The sequence below is a fragment of the Agrobacterium sp. DKPNP3 genome (assembly GCF_052686535.1).
Genome location: NZ_JBQYSN010000053.1, coordinates 1 through 12,990, shown reverse-complemented (window position 1 = coordinate 12,990; position 12,990 = coordinate 1). Strand labels below are relative to the sequence as shown.

Sequence of the window (12,990 nt, the reverse complement as noted above, 5' to 3'; positions counted from 1 at the left end):
TTGAAACCCGCCGCCACGCTTGTCAAAGCCGCCGCGCCGGAGCGGTAGTTTAGACAGGGTAGATTGTCGCATTCGCATGGCGGGCGCTTCATGCTATGCAGCTTTCGAAATCTGATCGAAGGACATTCTCACATGCAGGACAAAACGCATCTGGTCGACGAGATCACCGGCCATCGCCGCATGCGGCGCAATCGCAAAGCGGATTGGACGCGCCGTCTGGTGCAGGAAAACCGCCTGACCGTTGACGATCTCATCTGGCCGGTGTTCGTCGTGCCGGGCACCAATATTCTTGAGCCGATCCCGGCCATGCCAGGCGTCAACCGCATGAGCGTCGATAAGCTGGTGGAGGCAGCGAAGGAAGCGGCCGACCTTGGCATTCCCGCCATCGCCACCTTCCCGAATATCGAGATGGAGCTGCGCGACGAGACCGGCTCCAACGCGCTCGAAGCAAACAATCTGATCAATCAGGCGACGCTTGCGGTCAAAAAAGCCGTCCCCAATATCGGCATGATCACCGATGTCGCGCTCGACCCCTTCACCAGCCATGGCCATGACGGCATCCTGCGCGGCGACGAGATCGTCAACGACGAGACCGTGGATCAGGTCGTCAGGGCGGCGATCCTTCAGGCGGAAGCCGGTTCGGACATTATATCCCCATCGGAGATGATGGATGGCCGCATCGGCGCCATTCGTCGCGGTCTGGATGCGGCCGGGCACCAGAATATCGGCATCATGGCCTATGCGACGAAATTCTCGTCGGGCTATTACGGCCCCTATCGCGAGGCGATCTCCACCGCTGGCCTGCTGAAGGGTGACAAGAACAGCTATTACATCAGCCCTGCCAATGGCATGGAGGCGATCCGCGACGCAGCGCTCGACGTGGAGGAAGGCGCCGATATGCTGATGGTCAAGCCCGGCCTGCCCTATCTCGATATCTGCTGGCGGCTGAAGGAGAATTTCGGCCTGCCGACATTCGCCTATCAGGTCTCCGGCGAATATACCCAGATCAAGGCAGCCGCCATGAATGGCTGGATCGACGGCGAACGCGTGATGATGGAAACGCTTCTCTGTTTCAAGCGTGCGGGCTGTGATGGCATTCTTACCTATTTCGCCATCGAAGCCGCACGCAAACTGGCCAAGAGCTGAGGCATCCACTTATTGTATTCGGTCGTTTGTTTCCCATATTGTCTGCTGACACGGCACTCATGCCGCGCTGTCATGCCGTCTCAGGAGAAAACGACCGATGAGCCTCGACCAGAACCCCACCTATGCCGCACCGGATGACTGGCGCGCCTATAGCGGCGTCCTGAGCCGGCGGGTTTTCGCGTTCCTGATCGATTACGCGATCGTTCTCCTCTTGTGCATCCCGGCTGCCGTGATCGTTTTTTTTCTCGGCATCATCACGCTTGGGCTCGGCTTCTTTCTCTACCCGGCGCTGTTCGTCATTGTCGCCGTGCTTTATTTCGGCATGACGCTTGGCGGTCCCTCGCAGGCCACCCCAGGCATGCGCGCCGTGGGAATTGCGATGGCGCGCATGGATGGTCAGCGAATCGATTTTCTGATGTCCACGGTGCACATTGTGCTTTTCTGGATCATCAACTCGGTTTTGACGCCGTTCATCCTGCTGGCGGGCCTGTTTACGGAGCGCTCACGCCTTGTTCACGACTTCCTGCTCGGCACCGTTATCGTCAGAACGCGCTAATTTAGCGGAAAGCCGCGCAAACCCGGCTTTCCGTGTGCCGAATAGCTCATCCCGCAGTTGACGTTTTCCGTCATTTTGCCATTCTGTGACATTATGCATGTCGCTTGAAGCGCCGCCGCCATCTCCGTGAAGTCACGGGGGCGCTTTATAACAGACGCAGGAGGCGATCACGGTTCGATGAACACGCAGGCGACGCCCTCTCCCCAATTCTATCTTACGGCGCCGGCCACATGCCCCTATCTGCCGAACCAGATGGAGCGGAAGGTCTTCACCCATCTCGTTGGCCCGCGCGCCGCTGAAATGAATGACTTGCTGACCCAGGGCGGCTTCAGGCGCTCGCAGAACATCGCCTATCGACCCGCCTGTGAGACCTGCCGCGCCTGCGTCTCCGTTCGCATCCTCACCGAGCAGTTCCAGCCGACGAAATCGATGCGACGCGTTCTCGCCGCCAACAAGGATGTCGTCGCCACCGTTCATGCGGCCGAACCCTCCACCGAACAGTTCGCCCTGTTTCGCCGCTACCTCGACCACCGCCACCAGTCCGGCGGCATGTCCGACATGTCTGCCCTCGATTACGCGATCATGGTGGAAGACACGCATGTGAACACTCGCATCATCGAATATCGCGTCCGCGAACCCGGCTCTGGCATTGATTCCAGCAAACGCGGTGAGTTGCTGGCCGTGGCGCTCAGTGACGTGATGAGCGACGGCCTGTCGATGGTCTATTCGTTCTTCAACCCGGAACTCGAAAAGCGCTCGCTTGGGACCTACATGATCATCGATCACATCACCCGCACCCGCGCGCTCGGCCTGCCTCACGTCTATCTCGGCTATTGGGTCGATGGCTCGGAGAAGATGGGCTACAAGACCCGCTACCACCCGCAGGAGCATCTGACGCCGCGCGGGTGGGAGATTTATACGCCGGAAGAAAAGTAATTGTTCGCAAAACTTAGCAGATATATTATGATGCACTCCATTTGATAAGGAGTATTTTCATGAAGATAAATTTAATCACGATCGGTGAAGATACTGGTCTTGTCATCCCCAAGCAAATTATCGAACGACTGGGGTGGCAGGCAGGCGACTTGCTCAACATGCATTGTGATGGTGATCTGCTTGAGTTACGAGCTCACAGCGCAAGCGAACAAGCGACAGACGACTTCAATCGTCAGTTAGAATCTGCTCGGCATGCGATGCGCAAATATCATGTTGCCCTAAAGGCGCTTGCCGAGTCATGACGTCTCCATTGGTCCTGTCGCGATAAGCAAGAGGCTTGAACCGCCCCAGGCTAAGCCGGAGCGGCATGTGAATCCTCACCCACCAAATTTCCCGCTGCGCGGAAAGCCCTTCGGCACGGTGCGGCCCGCTGTTGCGCGGTCGGCGAGCCATTCGCGCAGTTCTTCGCCAACCTTGGTGAAAATACGCCCGGCCGTGTCGGACCAGCTGAGGCCGTCGGCGAGCGCGAAACATTTCACATCCACGACGCCACCGTCCTTGTAGCGCTGCAGACGCACGCCCTTGCCGCGCGACATTTCCGGGACCTGCGCCAGCGGGAATGCCAGGAGCTTGCGGTTTTCTCCGACCACAGCGACGTGGTCGCCGCTAACGGGAACCGCGAGCTTCGCTTCGTCAGGCATGGATACGTTCATGATCTGCTTGCCCTTGCGGGTATTCGCGACCATTTCGCTTTCTGCGACGATGAAACCGTTGCCGGCGGTGGAGACCAACAGCAGCTTGCGTGAGGGATCATGCACGAAGGCGGTCAGGATATCCTGATCGTTTTCCATATCGACCATAATGCGGATCGGCTCGCCATGACCACGACCACCCGGCAGCTTGTCGGCGCCGAGCGTATAGGCCTTGCCGCCAGTCGTCAGCAGCAAGAGCTTGTCCGTGGTCTGCGCCGGGAAAGCCAGTTTCGGGCCGTCTCCTTCCTTGAAGGTGAGCGATGAGGTGTCGGACATATGTCCCTTCAGCGCCCGGATCCAGCCCTTCTGCGAAATGACGATGGTGACCGGTTCCTTCTCGATCATCGCCTGCTGTATGGCCTCGATATCGGCATCCGGCGCATCCGCAAACTGCGTGCGGCGGCGACCGAGTTCGGTCGCCTTCGCGTATTTCTTTTTGACCTCGCCGATCTCCCAGGCGATAGTCTGCCACTGCTTGTCATCAGAAGCGATCAGCGCTTCGATCTCGGCCTTCTCATTCGTCAGTTCGTCGAATTCCTTGCGGATTTCGAATTCCTCGAGCTTGCGCAGATTGCGCAGCCGCATATTGAGGATGGATTCAGCCTGCAAGTCCGTCAGCGACCATTTCGCCATCATCACCTGTTTCGGCTCATCCTCCTCGCGGATGATGCGGATCACCTCGTCGAGATTGAGATAGGCGATGAGCAGGCCGCCCAGAATCTCCAGCCTGCGGTCGATCGCGGCAAGGCGATGGCGGGAACGGCGGACCAGCACGTCCTTGCGATGCGCCAGCCACTCGGTCAGCACCTCGTTCAGCGCCATTACCTTCGGCACCTTGCCGAGCGACAGCACGTTCATGTTGAGCGGCAGGCGGCTTTCGAGGTCGGAGAGACGGAAGAGCGATTCCATCAACAACGTCGCATCGACGGTGCGGCTCTTCGGAACCAGCACGATACGCACATCTTCGGCGGATTCGTCTCTGACATCTTCAAGCAGCGGCAGCTTGCGCGCGATCAGCAATTCGGCGATCTTCTCGATCAACCGCGATTTCTGCACCTGGAACGGAATTTCGGTGATGACGATCTGATAACCGCCGCGGCCCAGATCTTCCGTTTCCCATTTGGCGCGCACGCGGAACCCACCGCGGCCGGTCTTGTAGGCATCGAGAATATTCTCGCGGCTTTCGACGATCACGCCGCCGGTCGGCAGGTCGGGACCGGGAATGAACTCGACCAGCTTTTCAACCGGCGCATCGGGATGCTTGATGAGGTACAGCGCCGCGTCACATAGTTCGTGTGCGTTGTGCGGCGGGATCGAAGTCGCCATGCCGACAGCGATGCCGGAAGCGCCATTCGCCAGCAGGTTCGGAAACGCGCCGGGCAGAACAACCGGCTCGGAATTGGATTCGTCGTAGGTGTCGCGGAAATCGACCGCATCCTCACCGATACCCTCGAGCAGAAGCTCGGCCACCGCCGTCATCTTGCTTTCGGTGTAACGCATGGCGGCAGGACTGTCACCGTCGATGTTACCGAAGTTGCCCTGTCCGTCGACCAGCGGATAACGCAGAGAGAAATCCTGCGCCAGACGCGCCAGCGCATCATAGATCGCCTGGTCGCCGTGGGGGTGGTAGTTACCCATCACCTCACCGACGATCTTCGCGCATTTGCGGAAGGCGGAATTGGGCCTCAGGCCCATTTCGCTCATGGCATAGACAATACGGCGGTGGACCGGCTTCAGGCCGTCGCGAACATCCGGCAGCGCACGATGCATGATCGTGGACAAGGCGTAAGCGAGGTAGCGCTCTTCCAGCGCTGCCTTCAAATCGACCGGATGAATATTATCGTCTCCGCCGGACGGAGGTACAAGATTTTTTCCCATGGTGCTTGACTAGCGGAAATGGCGATTCCCGGCAAGAAACACAGGGGTCGCGGCTGTGGATGAAATCACCCCTGCCATTCGGTTTTTTGTTAACCGCGCTCCAAATGCCGCAATGCCGCCGTCATGGGAATCGATCTAAATACCCTAGACCTTTGAATATCAGCGAATATAAGTATCACCATAAGCATTGAGGCACGGCTTGCAGCCGTACGTTGAGGGAAGAAACATCATGAGACTGAAATCCACCCGGCAGGTTCTTTTTGCGAGCGCCGCGCTTCTCGCCCTATCCGCGCCGGCCTTCGCGCTGGATGGTGGCGACGTGCTGAAGAAGATCAATGCCGCTTACGCTGCCCAGGGCGGTCAGATCGCGGCCGGTACCGTTGCCGTCAACGGCTCGACGGTAACGCTGAACGACGTGACCCTCAGCGCCGTTGCCGACCCGGCCAAGAAAATCCCGGTTGGCAACATCACGCTTGATGGCGTCGAGGAAAACAACGGCGGCTACAAGATCAAGAACGCCCGTTTCGACAACATCGACTACAAGCAGGACAAGGTCGAGATCAAGGCCAGCGACATCTACATGTCCGGCCTCGTCATCCCCGCTGATGCCACCACCGGCACGGTCGATGCGCTGATGTTCTACGACGAAGCCCATAGCGGCCCGATTTCCGTGTCCGTCGACGGCAAGCAGGCCTTCTCGCTCGAGGAAACCAGCGCAACGATGTCGGTCAGCGACGACAAGAATTCGATCGGCTTCGACCTTGACGCCTCCGGCTTCAAGGCCGACCTCAGCGACGTCACCGATCCCGCCACCAAGGATGCCATCGAGAAGCTGAAGCTGCAGGCGCTTTCCGGCGACATGACCATGAGCGGCAGCTGGGAAGTGGCTTCCGGCACTGTTGATGTCGAGGAATATGCCATCGACCTCGATGATGTCGGCCGTCTGAACATGTCGTTCGGTTTCTCCGGCTATACGCTCGCCTTCATCAAGTCGATGCAGGAAACGGTGAAGGCGCAGGCTGCCAATCCTAACAAGGAACAGGCAGACCAGGCCGCGAGCCTTGCCATGCTCGGCCTGATGCAGCAGCTCTCTTTCGTCAACGCCGAGATCAGCTTTGAAGATGCCAGCATCACCAAGCGCGCGATTGACTATGCAGCAACCCAGCAGGGAATGACCAGCGACCAGCTCGCCCAGACGATCAAGGGCATGGCGCCGATCATGATGGCCTCGCTCAACGTTCCCGAATTGCAGAACATGGTGTCGGCGGCGATCAACACCTATATCGACGATCCGAAGAACTTCTCGATCACGGCAGCGCCGGAGAAGCCGGTCCCCTTCCCCATGATCATGGGCGCCGCCATGGGCGCGCCGAACACCCTGCCGAAAATGCTCGGCGTGACGGTGACGGCAAACGAATAAGACAAGGAAGCCCCGGTCATTGCACCGGGGCTTTTCTTTTGCGCTCAGTGCAGCGGCGCGGCGGCGCCATCCTGTTTATCGTGCAGGGCGAAGCGGTCGATCATGTGGGCGCTTGCCTCGTTGACGCCGATCACCTCGACCCGCCTGCCGGCCTTGCGAAATTTCAGCACCACCTTGTCCAGAGCGCCGACCGCGGAAATGTCCCACAGATGCGCCTGCGTGACATCGATTGTCACCGCCTCAACCTCTTCGGAGAAATCGAAAGCGGCAATGAAGCTTTCCGTCGAGGCGAAGAAAATCTGACCATCGACGCGATAGATCCGCTCCCGGCCATCGGCCGAAAGCTCCGGCCGGACATGGAAGAGTTTCGACACCTTGCCCGCGAAGAACACGCCGGAGAGAAGGACGCCGGCCAGCACGCCCTTTGCGAGATCGTGGGTCGCAAGCACCGTGCCGACCGTGACCAGCATGACGATGCTGGAGGATGGCGGGTTGCGGCGCAGATCGAGGATGGAGCGCCACGAGAATGTGCCGATGGAGACCATGATCATCACCGCCACCAGCGCGGCCATGGGAATGATACGCACGAGATCATCCAGCACCAGTATGAGGAACAGCAGGAACGCGCCCGCGACGAAGGTAGACAAGCGGCCACGACCGCCCGAACTGACATTGATGACGGACTGGCCGATCATGGCGCAGCCGCCCATGCCGCCGATGAGGGCGGAGGCGATATTGCTCGTTCCCTGCCCGATGCATTCCCGGCTCTTGTTGCTGCCCGTATCCGTCATGTCGTCGACGATCTGCGCCGTCAGCAGCGATTCCAACAGACCGACGGCGGCGAGCGCCACGGAATAGGGAAAGATGATCTGCAGCGTCTCGAAGGTCAGTGGTACCTGTGGCAGGGCGAATATCGGCAGCGTGGAGGGTAATTCACCGAGATTGCCGACCGTGCGGATATCCATGCCGGAGAAGACGGCGACACAGGTGAGAACGATGATGGCGACCAGCGGCGAAGGCACGATTTTGGTGACCAGCGGGAAGAGATAGATGATCGCAAGACCGGCCGCGATCATGACATAGGTTTCGACCGGGACGCCGATCAGTTCCGGCAATTGCGCCATGAAGATCAGGATCGCCAGCGCATTGACGAAGCCGGTCATGACCGAACGCGAGACGAAGCGCATCACCCGGCCGAGTTTTACAAGGCCCGCCAGAATTTGCAGCACGCCCATGAGGATGGTGGCGGCGAAGAGATATTGCAGCCCGTGTTCCTTGACGAGCGTGACCATCAGGACGGCCGTGGCGGCGGTTGCCGCCGAGATCATGCCCGGTCTGCCGCCGGTGAAGGCGGAAACGCATGCGATCGCAAAGGAGGCGAACAACCCCACCTTCGGATCGACCCCGGCGATGACGGAAAAGCCGATGGCTTCGGGAATGAGGGCGAGTGCCACGACGATGCCGGAAAGGAGATCGCCGCGAATATTGCAAAACCACTCACGTCTGTAAGTTTGAAATTTGTTCATCTGATTTTTTCGCAAAGAATGACGCACCGGCCGGAGCCATGTCCGGTAGATTGAAATGAAAGGTCGGTGCTTTGCGTTGTCTGGCGGATCGGCGGCCAGAAGAGCCACCCGGGATTTCACCGGGTCCGTGGTGAGTAATTCACCTATAAACAGCAAAAAAGCGAGCCGCAAGTTGCGCTCCCGCTTTCGATGTCGGCAATCGTATGCCTCAGGCCGCTTCGCGCAAGACCGCTAGAGCTTCAGCCGTTCGCGAAAGAAGACCAGCGCTACGGTGACACCGGTCGCGACACCCACGATCACGTCGACGAAGCGGACAAAGCCGGCAACCTGCGGCCCCATGAGGAGAACCAGCATGGCCGAGGCCCCCGCCTGAATCGGCACGACTGCCGGCAGACCGAAGGTGGTGGCGAGGATCATGGCGATGAAGGTCGCCGAGGCGAGCCGGATTTCAGCGAAATCATGCGGGACGAGAAGTGCCACCTCCCCCACGAGGATTCCGATGGTGACGCCAACCATCAGCCCTAGTCCCTGACGGACGTGGCTTGGAATGCCGGGAGAGAGACAGATCAGCGCGCTGATCGCGGCGAAAACCGGCTGGCTGTGGCCAAGCCATTCACGTGCAATCCAGAACGCAAAAGCGGCCGCAAGTGCGGCCGCCAATGCACGGGTGAAGGCTGCGCGAACACGGTCGAGCAGCGTCTTCAACACGATCAGTCTTTCTTCGACGGAACGACGCGCAGCGCCAGTTCGCGGAGCTGCGTCGGCGTTGCCGGCGACGGCGCGTTCATCAGAAGGTCCTGCGCCTGCTGGTTCATCGGGAACAGCGTGATTTCGCGCAGGTTCTTCGCACCGACCAGCAGCATGACCACACGGTCGATACCGAACGCGCAGCCGCCATGCGGAGGCGCGCCGTACTGGAAGGCACGGTAGAGACCGCCGAAGCGCTCTTCAACGTCGGTCTGCGACAGCCCAACCTTCTCGAAAGCCTTGACCATCAACTCCGGCGACTGGTTACGGATCGAGCCGGAGGCGATTTCGAAGCCGTTACAGACGGCGTCATACTGGAAGGCCTTGATGGAGAGCGGATCCTGCCCTTCCAGCGCCTCCAGACCACCCTGCGGCATGGAGAAGGGGTTGTGGGCGAAATCGATCTTCTTTTCTTCTTCGTTGTATTCGAAGAAGGGGAAGTCGACGATCCAGCACATTTCGAAACGGTCGCGGTCGATCAGGTTCAGCTCGTCGGCAGCGCGGGTGCGTGCCTCACCTGCAAACTTGTAGAACTTGGCGGGATCACCGGCGACGAAGAAGCAGGCATCCCCTGCCTCGAGGCCGAGCTGCTGGCGCAGCGCCTCGGTGCGTTCCTCGCCAATGTTCTTGGCGAGCGGGCCTGAACCGCCGACCTTGCCGTCCTCTTCCTTCCAGAAGATGTAACCAAGGCCAGGCTGGCCCTGAGACTGGGCCCAGGCGTTCATGCGGTCACAGAAAGCACGCGAACCACCGGTCTTGGCCGGGATTGCCCAGACCTGAACCTTGGGGTTGGACGCAATCATGTTCGCGAAGACCTTGAATCCCGAACCATCGAAATGCTCGGTCACGGCCTGCATGACGATCGGATTGCGCAGGTCCGGCTTGTCGGAGCCGTATTTGCGGATCGCCTCGTCGTAGGGGATGCGCGGCCACTCTTTGGTTACAGGCTTACCTTCGGCAAACTTTTCGAAGACGGCCGTCATCATCGGCTCCATCGTGGTCCAGACATCTTCCTGGGTCACGAAGCTCATTTCGACATCGAGCTGGTAGAATTCGCCCGGCAGGCGGTCGGCGCGCGGGTCTTCGTCGCGGAAGCACGGCGCGATCTGGAAATAGCGGTCGAAACCGGCCACCATCAGAAGCTGCTTGTACTGCTGCGGCGCCTGCGGCAGCGCGAAGAACTTGCCCTCATGAATACGCGACGGCACGAGGAAGTCGCGCGCGCCTTCCGGCGAGGAGGCCGTGAGGATTGGCGTCGTATATTCGGCAAAGCCGGCATCGGCCATGCCGGTGCGCATGGCGGAGATGATCTGCGTGCGCTTGACGATGTTCTTGTGCAGCGTTTCGCGGCGCAGGTCGAGGAAGCGGTACTTCAGGCGGACGTCTTCAGGATAGTCAGGCTCGCCGAAGACCGGCAGCGGCAGTTCCTTGGCGACGCCGAGAACCTCGATCTCCTGGGCGTAAAGTTCGATCTCGCCGGTCGCCATGCCCTTGTTGACGGTGTCTTCCGAACGCGCCTTGACGAGGCCGTCGATGCGGATGACCCATTCGCCGCGCACGGTTTCCGCAACCTTGAACGCCGGGCTGTCAGGATCGGCAACCACCTGGGTGATGCCGTAATGGTCGCGAAGGTCGATGAAGAGAACGCCGCCATGATCTCGCACGCGGTGAACCCAACCGGAAAGGCGAACGGTTTCGCCGACGTCGGACTTGCGGAGAGCGGCACAGGTGTGGCTGCGGTAACGATGCATTTTTTTATCCTGGAACGTGTCGTGGGCCCGTTGGAGGCCAGATGGGCGGCACTGTCGAAATTTGCCGGAAAAGCGCATGGCCAGCCCGATTTGTCAAGGCAAAGCGCAACAATGTCGCCTTCAGCCTGTCCTTTCCCCCGCCTTGGCTTTAGATAGTGCTTATTCAGCCCGCCAAACCGAGTCGGCCCGCAATGAGCCAGATCAGACCTCTCATCCCGCTTCTCATCACCGCCGGCATCCTGATCGGCGGAAACGGCCTGCAGGGAACCTATATTGCCCTGCGCGGCATCTCCGAAGGTTTTTCCGCCAGCACCATCGGCGTCATCAGCGCCGCCTACAGCATCGGATTCGCACTTGGCTGCATTTCGGTGACGCGGCTTCTGCGCAAGATCGGCCATATCAGAACATTCGCGACCATGGCGGCGGTCGCCTCGGCCGCTTCGATCGCCATGCCGCTCATCATCCACCCGCTATTCTGGATGCTGATGCGTTTCGTCATCGGCATCGCCGTCGCCTGTCTTTTTGCGGCCATCGAAAGCTGGATCAATGCGCAGGTGACGAATTCCAATCGCGCGCGCACGCTTTCCATCTATCGTTTCGTCGATCTCGGCTCCGTGACGCTGGCGCAATATGTCATAGCCGTGATGGGTGTCGAGGGGCCGGTTGTGTTTTCGCTGATCGCGATAGCACTCGTGCTGTCGCTGGTGCCGATCTCGCTTGCCGACAAGTCCAACCCTGCCCCGCCGAAGCAGATTCCCTTCGACCTTTTTGCCGTGTGGCGCATTTCTCCGCTTGCCGTCGTTGGTTGCGTGGCGGTCGGCCTCAGCATGGCGGCTTTCCGCAATATCGGGCCGATCTACGCCGAGCAGATTGGCTTTTCGGTCACTGCCATCGCCACCTTCATGAGTGCGGGCATTATCGGCGGAGTCGTGCTGCAATATCCGCTCGGCGTTTATTCCGACCGTTACGACCGGCGCATCATCATTCTCGCCACCACGGCGGCCTCTGTCATCGTCGGGCTGTTTCTCGCCTTCTTCGCCGGCACGGATGAATGGAGCAACATTATTGGCGTTTTCATCTTCGGCGCGTTTGCCCTGCCGCTTTATTCGCTGAGTTCGGCGCATGGCAACGACCACGCCAGGGAAGGCGAGCACGCGATGATGTCGGCGGGGCTGCTGTTCTTCTGGTCGGTCGGGGCAACCGTGGGGCCGCTTCTCGCCTCCGTCCTGATCGATCATTTCGGCCCGAAGGCGCTGTTCGGCTATACCGCGGCGATCCAAATCGTTTTCATCGCCTATACCATATACCGGCTACAGGTGCGTGAAGGCGTTCCCGTTGAGGAGAGGAACTGGCGGTTCAGTTCGCTGTTGCGCACCTCGGCCTATTTCCAGAAGCTCGCCGCACCCGCGCCACCCAAAAAAAATGGATTGGAGCCTGATCCGCCCGAGAAAAACGATCCATGAGCCTTGAAAAGCTGGCTTTGTATTGACATGCGCCCGGCAAAGGGAAAGTAAGACGGATAATTTTCACGAGTGGCCATTTGCAATGATTGAAACGACTGCCGCCCTCGCCGAAGCCTGCACGGAACTGGCGAAATCGGAATTCATTACCATCGACACCGAATTTTTGCGGGAAACCACCTTCTGGCCGGAGCTGTGCCTCGTGCAGATGGCGAGCCCGACGCTCGAGGTGCTGGTCGATCCGCTGGCCAAGGGCATCGATCTGACCCCGATGTTCGAACTGATGGCCAATCCAAATGTCGTGAAGGTTTTCCATGCCGCAAGGCAGGATATCGAGATCATCTACCATCTTGGCGGCCTCATTCCGCATCCGATCTTCGATACGCAGGTCGCCGCCATGGTCTGCGGTTTCGGCGATTCGATCTCCTACGACCAGCTGGTCCAGAAGATCAAGAATGTGCAGATCGACAAATCCTCGCGTTTTACCGACTGGAGCCGCCGTCCGCTGACCGAAAAACAGTTGGATTATGCATTGGCCGACGTCACCCATCTGCGCGACGTCTATCTGGCGCTGAAGGCGCAGCTGGAGCGTGAAGGCCGCTCGCTGTGGCTGACCGAAGAGATGGACATTCTGGAATCGCGCGACACCTATGACATGCATCCTGACGATGCATGGCTGCGGCTGAAATCGCGCCTTCGCAAGCCGACGGAACTCGCTATCCTCAAATTCGTCGCCGCCTGGCGCGAGCGGGAGGCGCGCTCCCGCAACGTACCACGTTCGCGCGTGCTGAAGGACGATGCGATCTTCGAAATTGCGC

At 59.5% G+C, this 12,990-nt stretch carries 11 protein-coding genes and 1 other annotated feature; of the genes, 7 read left to right on the top strand and 4 right to left on the bottom strand.

What is annotated here, in order from left to right; translation table 11 throughout:
* Positions 1–132: 132 nt before the first annotated feature.
* The 4 genes from hemB (at position 133) to ACUTJJ_RS15255 (ending at position 2,940) form a co-directional block, all read left to right on the top strand.
* On the top strand, positions 133–1,146 hold the full coding sequence (gene hemB, locus ACUTJJ_RS15270; RefSeq protein ID WP_445542693.1) for a porphobilinogen synthase: 1,014 nt from the start codon (positions 133–135) through the stop codon (positions 1,144–1,146).
* 97 nt (positions 1,147–1,243) lie between these two features.
* Entirely contained in the window at positions 1,244–1,702 is a 459-nt protein-coding gene (locus ACUTJJ_RS15265; RefSeq protein ID WP_063951357.1) for an RDD family protein, read from the top strand.
* Positions 1,703–1,879: 177 nt separating this feature from the next.
* A complete protein-coding gene (locus ACUTJJ_RS15260; protein ID WP_445542692.1) occupies positions 1,880–2,638 on the top strand; it encodes an arginyltransferase in 759 nt (252 codons plus the stop codon).
* 59 nt (positions 2,639–2,697) lie between these two features.
* Positions 2,698–2,940: an AbrB/MazE/SpoVT family DNA-binding domain-containing protein gene (locus tag ACUTJJ_RS15255; RefSeq protein WP_445542691.1), complete on the top strand. Its 243-nt coding sequence runs from the start codon at positions 2,698–2,700 to the stop codon at positions 2,938–2,940.
* Between the two features lie 75 nt (positions 2,941–3,015).
* Here the strand turns inward: ACUTJJ_RS15255 and parC are convergent, their stop codons facing one another.
* Positions 3,016–5,268, bottom strand: coding sequence for a DNA topoisomerase IV subunit A (parC, locus tag ACUTJJ_RS15250; RefSeq protein ID WP_063951361.1), 2,253 nt, complete (start codon positions 5,266–5,268; stop codon positions 3,016–3,018).
* 229 nt (positions 5,269–5,497) lie between these two features.
* On the opposite strand from parC, the gene ACUTJJ_RS15245 reads away from it, so the two are divergent.
* Entirely contained in the window at positions 5,498–6,688 is a 1,191-nt protein-coding gene (locus tag ACUTJJ_RS15245) for a hypothetical protein (protein WP_404493760.1), read from the top strand.
* A gap of 44 nt (positions 6,689–6,732) precedes the next feature.
* Here ACUTJJ_RS15245 and ACUTJJ_RS15240 read toward each other — a convergent pair whose 3' ends face one another.
* The 3 genes from ACUTJJ_RS15240 to aspS form a co-directional block, all read right to left on the bottom strand.
* Positions 6,733–8,214, bottom strand: a complete 1,482-nt coding sequence (locus ACUTJJ_RS15240; protein WP_445542690.1) for a SulP family inorganic anion transporter — start codon at positions 8,212–8,214, stop codon at positions 6,733–6,735.
* Positions 8,215–8,288: 74 nt separating this feature from the next.
* Positions 8,289–8,344: a sequence feature (sul1 is cis-regulatory element that is thought to sense ions involved in sulfur or methionine metabolism; They are found in Alphaproteobacteria), on the bottom strand.
* 101 nt (positions 8,345–8,445) lie between these two features.
* Positions 8,446–8,922, bottom strand: a complete 477-nt coding sequence (locus ACUTJJ_RS15235; protein ID WP_296071013.1) for an FUSC family protein — start codon at positions 8,920–8,922, stop codon at positions 8,446–8,448.
* A gap of 2 nt (positions 8,923–8,924) precedes the next feature.
* A complete protein-coding gene (gene aspS / locus ACUTJJ_RS15230) occupies positions 8,925–10,712 on the bottom strand; it encodes an aspartate--tRNA ligase (RefSeq protein ID WP_004441151.1) in 1,788 nt (595 codons plus the stop codon).
* A 191-nt stretch (positions 10,713–10,903) separates the two neighbouring features.
* On the opposite strand from aspS, the gene ACUTJJ_RS15225 reads away from it, so the two are divergent.
* Positions 10,904–12,175, top strand: a complete 1,272-nt coding sequence (locus tag ACUTJJ_RS15225; protein ID WP_445542689.1) for an MFS transporter — start codon at positions 10,904–10,906, stop codon at positions 12,173–12,175.
* Between the two features lie 82 nt (positions 12,176–12,257).
* Positions 12,258–12,990: ribonuclease D (gene rnd / locus ACUTJJ_RS15220; protein WP_445542688.1), on the top strand; the 733-nt coding region annotated here is incomplete at its 3' end.

Bases quoted from the DNA above. Each gene is read 5' to 3' on its own strand.
- aspS (WP_004441151.1), bottom strand. From the start codon at position 10,712: ATGCATCGTTACCGCAGCCACACCTGTGCCGCTCTCCGCAAGTCCGAC.
- parC (WP_063951361.1), bottom strand. From the start codon at position 5,268: ATGGGAAAAAATCTTGTACCTCCGTCCGGCGGAGACGATAATATTCAT.
- ACUTJJ_RS15260 (WP_445542692.1), top strand. From the start codon at position 1,880: ATGAACACGCAGGCGACGCCCTCTCCCCAATTCTATCTTACGGCGCCG.
- hemB (WP_445542693.1), top strand. From the start codon at position 133: ATGCAGGACAAAACGCATCTGGTCGACGAGATCACCGGCCATCGCCGC.
- ACUTJJ_RS15245 (WP_404493760.1), top strand. From the start codon at position 5,498: ATGAGACTGAAATCCACCCGGCAGGTTCTTTTTGCGAGCGCCGCGCTT.
- ACUTJJ_RS15240 (WP_445542690.1), bottom strand. From the start codon at position 8,214: ATGAACAAATTTCAAACTTACAGACGTGAGTGGTTTTGCAATATTCGC.
- ACUTJJ_RS15265 (WP_063951357.1), top strand. From the start codon at position 1,244: ATGAGCCTCGACCAGAACCCCACCTATGCCGCACCGGATGACTGGCGC.
- ACUTJJ_RS15225 (WP_445542689.1), top strand. From the start codon at position 10,904: ATGAGCCAGATCAGACCTCTCATCCCGCTTCTCATCACCGCCGGCATC.
- ACUTJJ_RS15255 (WP_445542691.1), top strand. From the start codon at position 2,698: ATGAAGATAAATTTAATCACGATCGGTGAAGATACTGGTCTTGTCATC.